This is a genomic window from Prosthecobacter sp., assembly GCF_044378005.1.
In the GTDB taxonomy this organism is placed as follows: Bacteria; Verrucomicrobiota; Verrucomicrobiia; order Verrucomicrobiales; family Verrucomicrobiaceae; genus Prosthecobacter.
In genome coordinates this window covers 1-15,151 of record NZ_JBILYB010000144.1, presented here as the reverse complement: position 1 = coordinate 15,151, position 15,151 = coordinate 1, and the positions used below count along the sequence as shown (strand labels likewise).

The window sequence follows — 15,151 nt, the reverse complement described above, 5'->3', positions numbered from 1 at the left end:
TTCCAGGATCTTGATGCGGCCCGTCTGAAGATCCGAGACCTTCCCCTGCCCGACTTTGCCATCGTTCGTCTTCTCGCCGGGAGCAAAAGGGTAGTCCCCCATCTCCACCACCCAGGCGCGGCCTTTCTCATCCCAGTCGATGAACACCGGGTCCTGCACCAGAGGCTCCTGCGCCACCAACCCGATCTCATAACCCGGCTTCACCCGCATGGTTTTGAGCGACTCCTCCGGCGACTTCGGAGCCGGCCCTGGCACGCGCAGCAGTTCCTCCCGCGTCACCCGCTTCTTCCCATCTGCCGAGGTCAGCCCCCCATCTCGAAACACCGCCCCTTCCAGCAGCGGCAGTGCATTCGCATCCCCCGCCTTCCCCTCGCGCAGCACATTCGACCAGCCGCGATCCCACTGCACATTCTTCTTCTCCACCGGATTAAAAAGGAAGACTCCATAGCCCTGCGCATTCGAGACGATCAGGTCCTCATGCCCATCCTCATTCAGATCCGTAAAGACCACGCCGCCGCCTTTCACGATCTCCGGCAGCGGCGCGATCTTCCCCGCCTCCTCCACCGTGAGAGCCAGGGCCGCCGAACTGAGACATGAGAGAAGAACCATCAAACGCATGAGCACACATACGCCAGCCATCGCCCGGTTGTAGCGCCCAGCCTGGTGCTGGTGGAGACTTGTCCGGTCGTACATATCACCATGCATTGTTAAAGATGAAATGGCCGCATAGAAAAGCTTGAAGCTTTCCTCTGCGGCCCAGGAACTTCAGACGTTCAGCCCGGCCTAGATGAACCAGCAAACATCGTTGGCTTTGTTCACTGGCAGCGGCTCACGGTTAAACTTGATCTCCACGAGCGTGGTGGTGAAGGCTTGAAAGAGGGTGAAGTTTTGCCGTTCCAGCACAGCGGTGATGTCGAGCGTCACTGTTTGAAGTGCAGCATCGGGTTTGGAAATCAGGTTGGCTTCGCTGTCGTAGCCGAGGTAGCCCACGAGACGACTGCCAGTGTTGGCGATGACCTGGACAAACAGATTCTTCAGCCCATCGACCTTGAGCGCATCAAGATCCACATGGAAGCAGCGCAGGCTTTGATCTCGCGAATAGACATGCACATCCAGGTCAAAGCCGTTGATTTCGATCATTCTGCCCTGGGCGTTCTTGGTCAGCAGCTGGAGATTGTAGTCCTGGATGCCATCGCCACGCTCATCGACAGCCCGGATCACGAACTGCTGGAACTTGGGAGTCTCGCGGGTGTCATTGCTGAAGAGAGCAGCGGTGTCCGTGTTCCACTGATTGAATTCCCCAAGGGAACTGACCTGCAAGGCGGCGTGCACCCGCGCGACCAGATTCTCAGGAGGGTCTTCGACGATGCTGCCATGATTCAAGTCGGGCACGAGGTGAACAGGCAGGTTGATGTTTGACCACTTCTCCATCTTGATGCGCTGAGGGATGGGGCCATCCATCGGGGGCTGGGTCAGGTCGATGCTAATTTTTCGCGTGTTGAGTGCACAACCCGCAAGGCGCACCGTGCCGTCCGTGCCCGGTTTGTTCACCAGACGGCGAAGGCCGCCGTAGGCTTTGTTGCCGCAGAACACAAAGGCGTAAGGCGTGTCGGCATCCGGCCCGTAGAAGGGCTTGCTGCCGATCAAATCCAGGTGGGCAAGATCCCAGGTGAATTTGCTGCCCAGTTCGAGACCATAGAGCACCTCTTTCCCCGCTTCGAGGAAGTCAGCCCCCAGAGATTTATTGCCCTTGAAGAGCGCTCCTAGCGTACTGCGCCCAGTATGAGCAAGGGGAGAGCCAAAAGTGGCAGGTGCCAGACCGATGATGCGCTTCAACCGGCTGCGCCGCTGTGGATAGGTGGTGAGCCAGCATCGGATGACCAGCATGCCCGTGGAATGCACGATGACATCGAAATCCTGATCGTCTTTGATGGCAGCCTTGAGCCGAAGGGCACGATCAAAGCCCTCGGCGATGTCTTTGATCGTGACCTCGTCCGTCAATGACTCATAGGTGACGATATGGATCAGATTGGCCGGATGGCCTTTGGCAGCCAGTTTTTGCTTCCAGGTCTGGAAGGAATCTCCTTTGTCAGAATAGCCGTGAATGAGGATGAGTGGATTAGGCATAATAAAATAAGCGTGGGAAACCATCTAAACAGTTGGCCAAGCAAGTTAAAAGCCTAATCTATGACAGGCGGCGGCCTTTTGAGACCTAGACTTGGTTGATGTCGAGCACGCCTGTGCTGAAGCCGAACTTGTCTGTCTCCACGCCCATGCGCTGAGCCAGCGAGACGAAGAGATTGGAGAAGACGTGCTTCTCTTTGTCGATGGCGATGTGGCGACCATGCTTGTAACCGCCGCCAGCGAGGATGAGGGGAAGGTTCGCGGTGCTGTGGGCGCTGGCGTTGCCAAGGTTCGAGCCAAAAAGGACGGCGGTGCTGTCCAGCAGCGGGCGGCCATGGTCCTGGGTGTTCTTCAGCTTCGTGAGGAAGTCGGCAAAGGCGGTGAACTCGGCCGTCTCGATGACTTTCAGTTCGTCGATCTTCGCGGGGTCCTGGCCGTGATGGGAGAGATTGTGCCAGTCGTTCTTCACGCCTTCGATCTCGGGCACGGCATTCATGCCGCTGAGACGAAGCGTGACGGCGCGGGTGCTGTCTGTTTGCAGCGCGAGCACGAGGAGATCCTGCATGAGCTTCATCTTCCCGATGGCATCGGTGCGGCTCTGAATGTCGGTGGGAGGCTTGGCATCGACTTTGGGCTTGGGCTTCTGCACCCAGTCTTCGTTCTGCACGAGACGGCCTTCGAGGTCCCGCACGGCGGAGAAGTATTCGTCGAGCTTTTCCTGGTCGCGTTTGCCGAGCTCGTTGTGCAGTTTTTTCGCCTGCCCCATCACGGTGTCGAGAATGCTGCGCCCACGTTTCAAGCCGCGCACCTGAGCCGCGACTTCCTCTTTCGTGCCATCCACAAAAAGCTGCTGGAACGCCTTCGAAGGCGAACTCTCCGCTGGCAGCGGCACGCCACTGGCAGACCAGGAGAGTGAATCACTGCCGGTGCCGAGCACGAGACTCGGAAACCGCGTCTGTGTGCCGATGCGCTCGGCGATGAACTGATCGATGGAGATCGTGTTCTTGAATCCAGCGAGCCCCGGATGCTTCGATGAAGTGAGCCAGGTCATTTCGGAGGTGTGCCCGTTCGCACCATTTTGCTCCTCATGCTGGAGGCCGGAGATGACCGAGAAATCTCCCTTTAGCGACTTCAGCGGCTCCAGGTAAGGCGTAGGCATGTAGTCCGCTCCGGTTTCCTGAGGAAACAAAAACGGCGTGTGAAAGCCGAGCGTGGCGCACATGGCCAGGAAACGCGGCGGCGGCTGACCTGCGGCGGTCTGGGCGCGGGTGGCAAAGGCGGGCAGCATGGCCTCCAAAAATGGCAGGCTGAGCACGGTGCCGGTGCCGCGCAGAAAGGCACGACGGTCGAGGTGGCGTTTGGTGGCGATGTTCATGTCTCTGGGCAGGCTGAAACGAGCCGGAGTACGCTTGTCTGACAGGGAATGTTTGGCGAAGGGGGGGAGTCAGCCCCACATCCACCTCCCACGAGACTGTCGCGAGACTTGCCTTTGTGGACGGTTTGGAGTTTGCTCGGAGTAATGAGATTAATCTTCACCGCCCTCGTTCTGGCTGCGCTTTGCAGTTGCGGATCGTCGTCGCGCAGGAAGGAAAAATCGCTGGCTGACATGAAGATGGGCGAGCGCTTCAGCCATGGCTTGAAGGCGATGAAAGAGGGCAGCAACTCCAAAGACGCACGATTCCGCAGTCAGTATGACAAGGCCGCCACCGCCATGCTCTCGAAGGGAAAAGAGGGAAGCGCTGGCTGGCTCAGCCGAAAGAAGGCGGGTGGTCTTCAGGACTTCAACGGGGTGAAGTCCTTCAAGGCGGATCAATTCAAGACGCAGACTTTCTCCGAAGCCGATGACAAGAACTGGATGGGTAAGAAAGCGCTGACGGAGCGGGACAAGGTGCCTGCCTTTGCCGACACGACCTTCGGCACAAAGCAGAGCCCGTTTGGCAGTCAGACAGCGCGCGAGGGCTCCAAGATGTCCCGTGATGGCGATGATGTTTTTAAAACGACGATGAACCGGGAGGGGACGAAGAGTCAGAAACAGAACCGGGGACCGCGCATCATCGAGCTACCCGAGCAGTCGAAAGACCCGGCCTACACGGAAGAACAGGTGAAGAAGTTGCTCGGTCGCGACTGATCAGGCGCACTTCGCGGCGGCGCTGGTTTCCATCGCCTCCCACACGGCATCGACGACGCGCATGTAGCAGACGCCTTCGGTGAAATCGGGCTTCGGACGCGGAGCCTGCGGATCGCGCACAGCCTGGATGAAGTCGCGCTCCACGGTCCAGTCGCGTTGCATCTCGCTCGGCACAGGGATGCCTTCAGCGGTGGAGCCGGGTTTGCCGAGCGTGATCTCATCCGTGTTGAAGTCATAGCTCAGCATCCCGGCGCTGCCGTAGATCCAAAGCTTGTCCGTCGGTGCATGAGCAGCCACGCCACTGAACATCAGCGTCGCTTCGAGACCACTGCGGAAGCGAGCCAGCACATTCACGAAGTCGGGCGTTTCCACCACATAGCCCTGACGTTCGGGGATGACGACATTGCCGCGTGCCTCCACTTCGACGATGTGCCCGAGCCAGCGTTGCAGCACCTCGATGTAGATGCCGAGGGTCAAAATCTGGATGCCACTGACCTCTACCTTTTGCCGCCAATGGGCTGGCTGCGTGGCATCGAGCCACGAGGCACTGAAGCTGTGCAGCACGGCGTGGAAGGGCGTGCCGATGGCCCCCTCGGCGAGCAGTTTTTTCACCATCTCCCCGCCCTTCAGGCCATGCGGAGCCGGGCAGATGCCGGTGACGAGATCGGGGAAGCGCAGCGAGGACTCCCACATGCGCTCGGCCTGCTCCAGCGTGGCCGCCATGCGCGCCTGGGTGAAGACATGTTTCCCACAGTCCAGCCCAAAGCAGGTCGCGTCCCGATGCAGGTGTGGATGCGCACCCACCCAGACGATGTCGATGTTGTCATTGTCCACCACGTCCTCCCAGCGCGCGTGGGCCCTGGCCTCCGGCGCAAATTCAGCACAAAAAGCCTCCGCACTCGCCAGCGTCGAGTTCGCCACGGCGGTGATCTGGATGTTGGGCAGGGCGCGCAGGCCGGGCAGATGCCGCTGCTTCACGATGCCGCCTGCGCCGACGATGCCGATGCGGATGGGAGTGTCTTCGTTCATGGCGGCCTTCCTGCCACAAAAGGCCGTGAAGGGGAAGTGCGAGCTTCTCCTTCGTTGCCAAAACGTGATCAGCCGCGTATCACGCCCCGTGAACATCGTCCCCAATCTCGTCCGCTACGGCAGCATCGCGCTTGCCGTCGTTGGCGTGTGGCAAATGACCCAGGTCATGGCTGTCATCCGCGCGCAGGAGACTCCCATCACCCCGCCGCCCGTGAAGCCCCCGGAGAAACCTTTTGCCAAAGGCGTGGCCGCCACCGGCATCCTCGAGTCCGTGGATGAAAACGTCAGCATCGGTCCGCCCTCTCCAGCTCTGACCACGGACGTTTTGGTCAAAGTCTGGCAGAAGGTGAAGAAGGGTGACGCGCTCCTCCAGCTCGATGACCGCGAGCTCCAGGCAGAGCTCATCAATCACGAGGCTGCCATCGCCGTGAACCAGGCCAATCTCGACATCGCCCTCGCTCAACTTGCGAAGCAGCAGGACATGCTGGACCGCCTGAAGTCCGTGTCCGACCAGCGCGCCATCACCCAGGATGACCTGCGCAACCGCACCAACGATGTCACCGTCGCCAAAGCCCAGTCCGCGCAGTCCCAGGCCCAGCTCGCCGCCGCCCACGCCGCCGTGAAGCAGACAAAGCTGCTCATCGACCGCATGACCGTCCGTGCGCCGCGTGACGGCACCATCCTTCAGGTGAACATCCGCGCCGGTGAATACGCCTCCCCGCAGAACAAGCTGCCCGCCATCATCCTCGGTGAGGTGGACACCCTGCAAGTGCGCGCCGACGTGGATGAACAAAACGCCATGTCTGTACGCGCCGACATGCCCGCCAAGGCCTATCTCAAGGGCGACAGTGTCACCGCCTACGACCTAACCTTCGAGCGGATCGACCCCTTCGTCATTCCCAAGCAGTCCCTCACCGGAGCCAGCAACGAGCGCGTGGACACCCGGGTGCTGCAAGTGATCTACCGCTTGAAAGTGCCTGCGGGCAAAAGCCTCTACGTCGGCCAGCAGGTGGATGTCTTCATTGGGGAGAGGTGACCGCTTCAGCCATGCCTGAGTTTTCCCTTCCAGCCGACTATCCACGCATCCAGCGGGTGTCGAGTTTCCATGAGCTGGCCACGACTCCCTTTGAGAATGGAGTCAATGCCCTGTGCTGGGAGCGCGAGCTTCCGGGCAACTTTGCAGAAATCATGTCTCACCTGGAAACTCGGGAGGGAACCACGGCGCTGGAGGAGGACCAACTCCGAGCCCTGCCACTGAGCGAAGCGGGCAAAGTGGCCGTCGAGGTTCTCCTCGAAGATCTGCGCCTGCTTCGGGAACGCCATCTGGACCCCATTCTGGATTGCATCAATGGCTACATCCATGACGCAGACCCAGGCCCCGTGCCCACCGATGTGTGCTCCTTTCATGTGGATAGCGCCACGGTGGAGGCGGATACCTGGCTCTGCACTTACCACGGACCCTCGAGCGAAGGCCTGCGAAATGAAGAAGCCGTCCGGCGGGTGGACATCCCCGAAACTCGCGCCGAACTGCTCAGCCTCTTCGGCGGCGAGGATGACGAGGGCTTCCGCGAGCATCTGAGTGACAACTGTTTCGATCTTCACTACGCGCCCATCGGGGAGGCCCGGCCCTTTGTCTTTGGCCAGGGCAATCTCTGGCGCATTGCCGTGGCGTATCCCGGCTGCCCTGTGCCGCCCTGCATTCACCGTGGCCCCAAAACACTCCCCGGTGATCCACCGAGACTGCTGCTGATCAGTTAAGCTCGCAGGTGCGGACCTACTTCCCCTGCCCTGCCTGCCATGTCGGCCAGCCGCCTTTGAGGATGAAGCAAGCCTCCACAGGAACCATCGAGAGCAGCTTCTCGCGCACATGACGGCTGGCCTCGCACTTCTGGCCGCCGCAGTAGATGATGATGGGCTTCGTCGTGGCTTGCAGCGTGTCCAGCATCTCCAGCAGTTGCGCTTCAAAGCCCTGCTCATTGAGCAAACGCGCACCGGGGATGTGCCCGGCATCGAATTGATCTCGCGGGCGCGCATCCAGCCAGATGACATCCCCTTGCCAGCGCTGCTGGATTTCCTTCAGACCCACCTCATCGGCCTTCAGCGGCTCCTCCACCAAATACAGAGCCGGGGCGCGCGGGTGAAACTGAAAAGCGGCAGCCGCCACCACTGCGGCGAGCAGGGTGAGAAGCAATGCCTGGATCAGCGCCAGCTTCATGGATTCACACTGGCAGGCTTCCGATAGACCGAGAAGAAGGAGAGCTGGCGCTGATACTTCGGAATCTTGCTGTCCGTCTCGATCTTCAGCGCACCGAGCATGACTTCAGCGGTCGATTTGGGCTTTACCGTGACTTCGTATTCCTTGCCCGGCGTGATCTCCTTGAAGGAGAACTCCACCTGCTCCCGCGTCGAGCTGATGCGGGTGATCTTCATCGGCTCGCTGCCCTGCATCGTCACGCGGGTGACCTTGGGTTCGGCTGAATCACCCAGCCACCATTGCAGCGTCTTGGGCTCGATCTTGATGATCTCGGGCACCTCGATGACAAACGTCACCACCCATTCCGACTGCGCCGGATCATCCGTCTGCACATGCACGCTCTTCTCATGACGTCCGATGAAGCTGGAGATCTTGAACTCCGCCTTGCCCACGCCTTTTTCCCCTGGCTGATACACCGCCTTGTCCAGCGAGGCGCTCAGGCAACTGCAAGCACTGTCGATCTTGAGCACCTTCACCGGCTTCGTACCTTTGTTGTGAAACACAAACTCGGTGGTGATGCTTTCGTCCTCAGGCTTCGGCTTCAGCTCGATGACCGGCACCTCCGTCACCAGATCCGCACTGGCGGAGGCAAGCATGAGGGCGCTGAGACAAAGGAAGGTGGGGAGTGTCTTCATAGGGTAAAGATGCAGGACGAATGGCAGGGCTGTCAACGACTCACGCCATCATCTCGGCCACCCGCTTGGCAAAGTAGGTGAGGATCATGTCCGCTCCGGCACGGCGGATGCCGGTCAGGGATTCCAGGGCGAGCTTGTCCTCATCCAGCCAGCCGGTGGCAGCTCCGGCTTTGATCATGAGATACTCACCGCTCACCTGATACGCCGCGATGGGCAGCGTCGTGGCCGCACGGAGCTTGGCGATGATGTCCAGATACGGCCCCGCAGGCTTCACCATCAGGATGTCAGCCCCTTCTGCCTCATCCAGCGCCGTTTCACGCAGCGCCTCGCGAGCGTTCGCCGGGTCCATCTGGTAGGTCTTCTTGTCGCCCGCCTTCGGCGCTGAATCGAGCGCACCTCGAAAGGGACCATAGTAGGCGCTGGCATACTTCGCCGTGTAACTCATGATCGAGACGCCGGTGAACTCGGCGAAGTCCAGCGCCTTGCGCAGCGCGCCCACACGACCGTCCATCATGTCGCTCGGCGACACGATGTCCGCCCCGGCGCGAGCATGGCAGAGCGCCTGCTGGCTGAGCACGGCCACCGTTTCATCATTCAAAATGCGCCCGTCATCGGTGACGAGGCCGTCATGGCCGTCGCTGTTGTAAGGGTCCAGCGCCACATCCGTGATGACCGTCAGCGTCGGGTGAGCGGCTTTCAAAGCTCGGATGGCGCGCGGCACGAGACCTTTGTCATTGTGGCATTCCTCGGCCCCCCGCGTCTTGAGATCATCCGGGATGCGCGGGAAGAGCACCACCGCCGGCACCCCGAGTGCATGGGCCGCACCCGCTTCCTTCACCAGATCCTCCACGCACCAGCGCTGGCAGCCCGGCATCGCGTCGATGGGTGTGTTCGCCTCCCCTTCCTGAAGAAAGAGCGGATAAATCAGATGCCCCGGCGTCAGCTCTGTCTCGCGCACGAGATCACGGATGGCAGGCGACTGGCGGTTGCGGCGGGGACGGATGGGCAGGTTCATGGTCTCCCGGAAGCTAGGCCGTCTTCAGGAACAGGCAAGCCTGCTGCGGAGAGAGGATGCTCATGCCGTGGTGGTGGAGGTGCCAGCCGGTCTGCGGAAGGTAGCAAAACACCTCCTTGTCTGCGTGCTGATGTCATGGAAGGTGCCACACCTTGAGTGACTCCTCTGCCGCCGCCGCCCCACCCCTTGCTCGCTGGAGCCAGGAAGGATCGGCTGTCGCCCTGAAACTCTCCGGTGTTTGGCATCGGGATGGATCGCCAGTGACGGTGGAGGGCACGGTGCCTGCGACTTTGCCCACGAAGTATGACACCTCGGCTCTGGGCGAGTTTGACTCCACCCTGCCCGCCTTTCTTCTGGCCCACGTCCGGGCGGTCAGTCAGGCAGACGCGGAGGCCAAGCCTGCCTGGGACGGTCTGCCTGACAATCTGCGCGGCTTGATGGAGCTGGCGCTTGGCGTGCCGGAAAAAGGGGACACGAAGAACGACTCGAATGAGAGTTCGGAACTCAAGCAACTGGGCAAGCTGACGCTGAAAGCCTGGGAAGGCGTGCGCGGCACGGTCGAGTTCGTCGGGCAGTCTGTCCTATCCCTGATGCGCTTCGCCACGGGGCGCGCGCGTTTCCGCCGTAGTGATTTCTGGCTCACGGTGCAGGAGTGCGGACTGGAGGCGCTGCCCATCGTCTCGCTCATCAGCTTCCTCATCGGTCTGATCCTGGCCTTCGTGGGGAATGTGCAGCTCACGAACTTCGGCGCGAACATCTTCGTCGCCGACCTCGTGGGTATCGCGATGGTGCGGGAAATGGGCGTGGTGATGACGGGCATCATCATGAGCGGCCGCACGGGCGCGGCCTTTGCGGCGCACATCGGCAGCATGAAGGCGAATGAGGAGATCGACGCGCTGCGCACCTTTGGCCTGAACCCCTTTGATTTCCTGGTGCTGCCGCGTCTGCTCGCGCTGATGCTGATGCTGCCGATCCTGACCATCTACTCGAACATCATCGGCATCGCCGGTGGCATGGTGGTGGGCGTCTCGGTGGGCATCCCGCCGGTGCTGTATTGGAATGAAACGCTGCTTTCCATCGACATGACCACGGCCTCTCTCGGTGTCTTTAAAAGCTTCTTCTTTGCCGCTGCCATCGCCATCACCGGCTGCCAGCAAGGCATGATGGCGGGGAACTCCTCCGCTGCAGTCGGCGAGGCCACCACGCGCGCGGTGGTCGCCTCCATCACGGCACTGGTAGTGATTGACTCCTTGTTCGCCGCCATCTTCACCATCCTCGACATCTGACCAGCGATGACACCACTGCCCGATCCTCCCAGCGCCAAGATCTCCGTGCGTGATCTGCGCATGGCCTATGGCTCCTACGTGGTGATGGACAATCTGAGCTTCGACATCCAGGCGAAGGACATCTTCATCATCATGGGCGGCAGCGGTTGTGGGAAAAGCACGCTGCTCAAGCACCTCATCGGCCTGCGCGAGCCGGCGAAAGGCAACGTCTTTTATGATGGCGACAACTTCACCACCACCGATCCCGATGAGCGCGAGCGCTTCATCCGCCGCTTCGGCGTGATGTATCAATCCGGTGCGCTGTGGTCCTCACTCACGCTCGCCGAGAATGTGGCGATGCCGCTGGAGGAGTTCACCAAGCTGCCGCCAAAAACCGTGCGCGAACTGGTGTCCTACAAGCTCTCGCTCGTCGGCCTTTCCGGCTACGAGGACTTCTATCCCAGCCAGCTCAGCGGCGGCATGAACAAACGCGCAGGCATCGCCCGCGCCATGGCGCTGGACCCGGACATCCTCTTCCTCGATGAACCCGGCGCGGGGCTCGATCCCCTCAGTTCACGCCGGCTCGATGATCTGATCCTGCGTCTGCGCGACAGCCTCGGCTCCACCGTCGTCATCGTGACGCACGAACTCGCCAGCATCTTCAGCATCGCCAACAACTCCGTCTTTCTCGACACCGAAACCCGCACGATGGGTGCCACCGGCAATCCATCTGAACTCCGGGACCACTCCGAGAGTCCTACCGTGCGTCGTTTCCTGAATCGCGGAGCTGAAACCCAAAAAGCATGAGCAAGAAAGCCAATCCAACTCTCATCGGTGCCTTCACCCTGGTCGGTCTCGTCCTCGCGGCAGTGGCCGTCGTGCTCTTCGGCGCGGGCAAATACTTCGAGGAGTCCCACCGCATCCTGCTGCACTTTGAAAAGAGTGCCATCGGCCTGCTGGTCGGCTCGGATGTGCGCTTCGGTGGCGTGCGCATCGGCCGTGTGGCCTCCATCAGCGTGCTGGTGGACCGGGAGAAGAATCGCAAGATCATCCCCGTGGTGGTGGAGTTGGCTGAGACGGAGCTGAAATCGGTCGGAGCCACCACCGGCAGCGCCATCGACTTTTCCAGCGAAGCCGGTGTGGCCAAGGCGGTGAAGGAAGGCCTGCGCGCGGGCATGAAGCAGCAGAGCCTGCTTACCGGGATGCTTTACATCGAGTTCGACATCGTGCCCGACGTGGAAGGTTTTGTGTATGCAGGACCCGGCAAGGCCGACTACCCCACCGTGCCCACCATCCCCACGGAGATCGATGAACTCATCGCCGGAGTGGCCGATGGCTTGAAGAAGATCAACGCGCTGGATCTGCCTGGCGTGATCAAAGACCTGCGCACCGTCCTGGTCAGCGCCGAAGGCCAGCTCAAGCAGCTGAACATGAAGGCGATCAACGACAACGTCGTGGAGATCACCAAGGACATTCGCGCCATCACCAGCAATGACAAGATCAGCCACGCCTTCACCACGCTGGATGAAGCTCTCATCGACTTGAAGACGCTGATCGCCAAGGCGGACAAAGGGATCGAGCCCATCATGGCCGACATCGACAAGGTCGCCATCAAAGCCAACACCAGTCTGACCAGCATCGAAACCGCATCGAACGATCTCGCCAAAATCACCAACCCACGCGGCCCGCTGATCCTTCGCATCCAATCAGTGCTCCAGGAAACCGAGCGTGCCGCCCGCGCTATCAAGGAACTGGCCGATGACTTGAAGCGCAACCCCAACGCCATCCTGAAAGGCAAAGAACAAAAGCCATGAAGCGCCTCCTTTTGCTGATTCCTCTGCTGCTGAGTTCCTGCTCACTGCTCATGCCCGTGCGTGACACTTCCGTGCGCCATCGCTTGGAGCCCACCGTACCCGACCGCAGTTCCAAAGCTTCAAGCCCCAGTGTCGCCATCGCCCGCGCTTCCCTGCCTGCCTATCTGGATCGTGAAGAACTCGTGACGCGTGATGCCGGAGGCGAGCTTCAAAAACATGACTCCCACCTCTGGTCCGAGTCGCTCGACACCGGCATCGCACGAGTCATTGCCACCAATCTCCGCCGCCTCACCGGATCCCGGGCGATCCTGCCCATCGATGACTTCATCGCACTCGACTACAGCCACCTCGTCGAACTGCGCATCGCCCAGTTTGATCCCGATGCCTCGGGCAATCTTATCCTTCGATGCAGTTGGAAAGCCCAGCCGGTGGAAGGTGGCGAAGTGAAATCCCAAAGCTTCAACACGGCGATCCCCATCCAGCCAACCAAGGCCCCCATCACAGGCCGCATCACCGCCATGAACGAAGCGTTGGAACAGCTCGCGAGAGTCATTGCGAAGTCGCTTTAATCTATCAGCGCTTCATCACCGGCAGCAGGATGTGTGAGGGATGATCGGCATCATGATGGATGGTGTTAATGGCGGTCTTCACGCGGCGGTGCTGCTGGAGTGGCTCGCCAGTATTCGGGTTCACATCGAAGCGCGGGAAGTTGCTGCTGCTGATGTCCACCCGTAGGCGATGACCTTTTTTGAAGACATTGCTCGTCGGGTAAAGGCACACGGTGAGTGGATAGATCTTCCCAGGCTCCATGAGCTTCTCTTCCTTCAACGAGTCACGGAAGCGCGCACGGCAGATGCCATCGGCAATGTTGAGATCGAAGCCGCCGGGCCAGTCGGTGCTCGGCGGATAGACATCCACCAGCTTCGCGGTGAAGTCCGTGTCCACGCAGTCGGAAGATACCCAGAGCTTCACTTCGAGTTCGCCGGTGACTTCGAGATCTTCCTTCAGCGGCTCGGTTTGGAAAACGAGGATGTCATTCCGCGATGACAGTGGCAGCGGCTGCGTCCAGTTCCACACATGCGGTCCGCCGCGCTGATCCCACGCGCCTTGCAGCATGATGCCATCACCGCTGGAGATGTTGCCACCGATGGTCGGCACAGGCAGTTTCGGATCAAAGGTGTAGCTCGACTTGCCCTGCTGCTTCTTCGTGGAAAGCGCGCCATCACTGCCGAAGTAGAACGGCGTTGGCTTCACGTCCGCAGGCGGCCAGACCTTGGAGTCGTGCCACTCGCCGCCGTGGAAGAGCAGGCCTTTGTCTGTCTTGTGACCATCCCCTTTGCCCATGGTGAAGTAGCGCACCTTGGTGGCAAAGGGCGCGGCCTTGCCGACACTGTTATCGTTGCCCTTGAGCGTATGATCATACCACTCGAGACGCCACGCGAGTTCATCGGCAATGGCCGCCTCATCACCGAAGTCCGCCATGCCATGCGTGCTCTTCGCCTGCTGGCCGTGAATCCACGGCCCCATGATCAAATACACATCGCTCTTCAGCACCGGCGTCAGCGTGCGGAAATTTGTGGTCGTGTTTCCCGCCCAGGAGTCATACCAGCCACCGACGAGATAGACGGGCATGTCTTTGTAGTCGGCGGCGTGGTCGATGATGTTGTTCTGCGCCCAGAACTCATCGTTTGCGCCATGACGCATCGCATTGATCAGCCAGTCTTCGTATTCCGGTGCGAGTTTGAGAGGCGTGACTCCTTTGCGCAGCGGTAGATTGGCAATGTAGCTCAGCCGGTTGTCCGCCATCTCCTTGAGTACCGTTTCCGTGCCTGGGTCTTGCGCCGCGTTGCTCCCCTTCCCGCCATTGAGCATGATCCAGTTCCAGAAGCGCATCTCAAAGGCACCCGCATTGCGCATCGACTGCACACCGCCGTTCGACACCGCATCCACCGGAATCACGGTCGCCAGTCCGGGTGCCTTTGCCAGCGCCATGGCGTGCTGCGTGCCGCCGACATAGCTCGTGCCGATCATGCCGATCTTCCCATCACTCCACGGCTGCGCGATGATCCACTTTGCGCAGTCCACACCATCCGGCGCATCATCCGTCATCCAATGCCACACTCCCTCGCTGGCATAGCGGCCACGCGTATCCTGCGCCACGAAAACGTAGCCATGACTGGCAAAGTATTCCCCATGCTTCTTCGAGCCGCTCTTGTTGTAGGGCGTGCGCGTCAGGATCACCGGCAGCTTCGTCACATCACCCGCAGGCTGATACACATCCGTCGCCAGCTTCACGCCATCCCGCATCGGCACCATGAGATTGGTTTCGATGACCAGATCACTGGCCGGAGACTGGGCTTGGACCGTGGTGAGAAGAAGGCTGGCAGCCAGCAGATGAAGGAATGAGCGAACGAAGAAGCTTGACATGGCATGAACCAACGGGACGAACCCCCGTGACTTTCCTCGCGAACGGAAGATCGCGATCACCGCGCCCGTTACGTCAGTTCGCCACAGGCGCTCCCACACATGTCCACTCTCCTGCTCGTCCGCCTCTGGCTCATGGTCTTCCTGCATTACTTCATCTGGGGTGCCTGGTATTCAGCGATGAGCACCTACCTCTCGAAGCTCGGCTTTGAAGGCAGCCAGATCGGACTCGCGTATGGCACCACGGCGGTGGGTGCGCTCGTGTCGCCTTTCATCGTCGGCATTGTGGCGGACCGATTCTTTGCCACGCAGCGTATCCTGGGCGTCCTGCATCTGGTCGGCGCTGCATTGCTCTACTGGGTGTCCACGTTGAAGGATTTCAGCAGCTTCTATCCGGTGCTCATCGCCTACACCATCACTTACATGGCTGGGCATGGACTCACGAATGCTCTGACCCTGCATC

General features: G+C 60.4%; 16 protein-coding genes. 8 read left to right on the top strand and 8 right to left on the bottom strand.

Annotation, left to right across the window (positions count from 1 at the left end; translation table 11 throughout):
• From AC6FTP_RS21210 to AC6FTP_RS21200, 3 genes are all read right to left on the bottom strand, one after another.
• The coding region (locus AC6FTP_RS21210) for a DUF7133 domain-containing protein (RefSeq protein ID WP_497208909.1) at positions 1–609 on the bottom strand (609 nt) is incomplete at its 3' end.
• Positions 610–783: 174 nt separating this feature from the next.
• Positions 784–2,127: an esterase/lipase family protein gene (locus AC6FTP_RS21205; RefSeq protein WP_497208908.1), complete on the bottom strand. Its 1,344-nt coding sequence runs from the start codon at positions 2,125–2,127 to the stop codon at positions 784–786.
• A gap of 85 nt (positions 2,128–2,212) precedes the next feature.
• On the bottom strand, positions 2,213–3,499 hold the full coding sequence (locus AC6FTP_RS21200; protein WP_497208907.1) for a DUF1552 domain-containing protein: 1,287 nt from the start codon (positions 3,497–3,499) through the stop codon (positions 2,213–2,215).
• 144 nt (positions 3,500–3,643) lie between these two features.
• Between AC6FTP_RS21200 and AC6FTP_RS21195 the strand changes: the two genes are divergently transcribed.
• Entirely contained in the window at positions 3,644–4,252 is a 609-nt protein-coding gene (locus tag AC6FTP_RS21195) for a hypothetical protein (RefSeq protein WP_497208906.1), read from the top strand.
• Here the strand turns inward: AC6FTP_RS21195 and AC6FTP_RS21190 are convergent, their stop codons facing one another.
• Positions 4,253–5,281 (bottom strand): Gfo/Idh/MocA family protein, encoded by a 1,029-nt coding sequence (locus AC6FTP_RS21190; protein ID WP_497208905.1) that lies wholly within the window; start codon positions 5,279–5,281, stop codon positions 4,253–4,255.
• Positions 5,282–5,369: 88 nt separating this feature from the next.
• Between AC6FTP_RS21190 and AC6FTP_RS21185 the strand changes: the two genes are divergently transcribed.
• Together AC6FTP_RS21185 and AC6FTP_RS21180 are read left to right on the top strand one after the other, a co-directional pair.
• Complete coding sequence (locus AC6FTP_RS21185) at positions 5,370–6,317, top strand: efflux RND transporter periplasmic adaptor subunit (RefSeq protein ID WP_497208904.1); 948 nt, start codon at positions 5,370–5,372, stop codon at positions 6,315–6,317.
• 11 nt (positions 6,318–6,328) lie between these two features.
• On the top strand, positions 6,329–7,039 hold the full coding sequence (locus AC6FTP_RS21180; protein WP_497208903.1) for a DUF1826 domain-containing protein: 711 nt from the start codon (positions 6,329–6,331) through the stop codon (positions 7,037–7,039).
• Positions 7,040–7,055: 16 nt separating this feature from the next.
• Here the strand turns inward: AC6FTP_RS21180 and AC6FTP_RS21175 are convergent, their stop codons facing one another.
• The 3 genes from AC6FTP_RS21175 to hemB are packed head-to-tail and all read right to left on the bottom strand — an operon-like array spanning position 7,056 to position 9,185.
• Positions 7,056–7,496 carry a rhodanese-like domain-containing protein gene (locus AC6FTP_RS21175; RefSeq protein WP_497208902.1) on the bottom strand — a complete coding sequence of 147 codons (441 nt, stop codon included), beginning with the start codon at positions 7,494–7,496 and terminating at the stop codon, positions 7,056–7,058.
• The gene (locus tag AC6FTP_RS21170) at positions 7,493–8,170 is read right to left on the bottom strand and encodes a DUF1573 domain-containing protein (protein ID WP_497208901.1); all 678 of its coding nucleotides are present in this window, start codon (positions 8,168–8,170) and stop codon (positions 7,493–7,495) included. Before AC6FTP_RS21170 ends, AC6FTP_RS21175 begins: the two co-directional genes overlap by 4 nt.
• A 40-nt stretch (positions 8,171–8,210) precedes the next feature.
• Positions 8,211–9,185: a porphobilinogen synthase gene (hemB, locus tag AC6FTP_RS21165; RefSeq protein WP_497208900.1), complete on the bottom strand. Its 975-nt coding sequence runs from the start codon at positions 9,183–9,185 to the stop codon at positions 8,211–8,213.
• Positions 9,186–9,337: 152 nt separating this feature from the next.
• Between hemB and AC6FTP_RS21160 the strand changes: the two genes are divergently transcribed.
• Genes AC6FTP_RS21160 through AC6FTP_RS21145 form a run of 4 tightly spaced genes read left to right on the top strand, consistent with a single transcriptional unit; the run spans position 9,338 to position 12,833 of the window.
• A complete protein-coding gene (locus tag AC6FTP_RS21160) occupies positions 9,338–10,471 on the top strand; it encodes an MlaE family ABC transporter permease (RefSeq protein ID WP_497208899.1) in 1,134 nt (377 codons plus the stop codon).
• Between the two features lie 6 nt (positions 10,472–10,477).
• Positions 10,478–11,257: an ABC transporter ATP-binding protein gene (locus tag AC6FTP_RS21155; protein WP_497208898.1), complete on the top strand. Its 780-nt coding sequence runs from the start codon at positions 10,478–10,480 to the stop codon at positions 11,255–11,257.
• Complete coding sequence (locus AC6FTP_RS21150; protein WP_497208897.1) at positions 11,254–12,264, top strand: MlaD family protein; 1,011 nt, start codon at positions 11,254–11,256, stop codon at positions 12,262–12,264. The genes AC6FTP_RS21155 and AC6FTP_RS21150 overlap by 4 nt, the downstream gene beginning before the upstream one ends.
• A complete protein-coding gene (locus tag AC6FTP_RS21145) occupies positions 12,261–12,833 on the top strand; it encodes a PqiC family protein (protein ID WP_497208896.1) in 573 nt (190 codons plus the stop codon). Before AC6FTP_RS21150 ends, AC6FTP_RS21145 begins: the two co-directional genes overlap by 4 nt.
• A 4-nt stretch (positions 12,834–12,837) precedes the next feature.
• Here AC6FTP_RS21145 and AC6FTP_RS21140 read toward each other — a convergent pair whose 3' ends face one another.
• Positions 12,838–14,691, bottom strand: coding sequence for a CocE/NonD family hydrolase (locus AC6FTP_RS21140; RefSeq protein WP_497208895.1), 1,854 nt, complete (start codon positions 14,689–14,691; stop codon positions 12,838–12,840).
• Positions 14,692–14,790: 99 nt separating this feature from the next.
• On the opposite strand from AC6FTP_RS21140, the gene AC6FTP_RS21135 reads away from it, so the two are divergent.
• The coding region (locus tag AC6FTP_RS21135; RefSeq protein WP_497208894.1) for an MFS transporter at positions 14,791–15,151 on the top strand (361 nt) is incomplete at its 3' end.

Bases quoted from the DNA above. Each gene is read 5' to 3' on its own strand.
- AC6FTP_RS21180 (WP_497208903.1), top strand. From the start codon at position 6,329: ATGCCTGAGTTTTCCCTTCCAGCCGACTATCCACGCATCCAGCGGGTG.
- AC6FTP_RS21205 (WP_497208908.1), bottom strand. From the start codon at position 2,127: ATGCCTAATCCACTCATCCTCATTCACGGCTATTCTGACAAAGGAGAT.
- AC6FTP_RS21145 (WP_497208896.1), top strand. From the start codon at position 12,261: ATGAAGCGCCTCCTTTTGCTGATTCCTCTGCTGCTGAGTTCCTGCTCA.
- AC6FTP_RS21155 (WP_497208898.1), top strand. From the start codon at position 10,478: ATGACACCACTGCCCGATCCTCCCAGCGCCAAGATCTCCGTGCGTGAT.
- AC6FTP_RS21200 (WP_497208907.1), bottom strand. From the start codon at position 3,499: ATGAACATCGCCACCAAACGCCACCTCGACCGTCGTGCCTTTCTGCGC.
- AC6FTP_RS21175 (WP_497208902.1), bottom strand. From the start codon at position 7,496: ATGAAGCTGGCGCTGATCCAGGCATTGCTTCTCACCCTGCTCGCCGCA.
- hemB (WP_497208900.1), bottom strand. From the start codon at position 9,185: ATGAACCTGCCCATCCGTCCCCGCCGCAACCGCCAGTCGCCTGCCATC.
- AC6FTP_RS21140 (WP_497208895.1), bottom strand. From the start codon at position 14,691: ATGTCAAGCTTCTTCGTTCGCTCATTCCTTCATCTGCTGGCTGCCAGC.
- AC6FTP_RS21150 (WP_497208897.1), top strand. From the start codon at position 11,254: ATGAGCAAGAAAGCCAATCCAACTCTCATCGGTGCCTTCACCCTGGTC.
- AC6FTP_RS21170 (WP_497208901.1), bottom strand. From the start codon at position 8,170: ATGAAGACACTCCCCACCTTCCTTTGTCTCAGCGCCCTCATGCTTGCC.
- AC6FTP_RS21195 (WP_497208906.1), top strand. From the start codon at position 3,644: ATGAGATTAATCTTCACCGCCCTCGTTCTGGCTGCGCTTTGCAGTTGC.
- AC6FTP_RS21190 (WP_497208905.1), bottom strand. From the start codon at position 5,281: ATGAACGAAGACACTCCCATCCGCATCGGCATCGTCGGCGCAGGCGGC.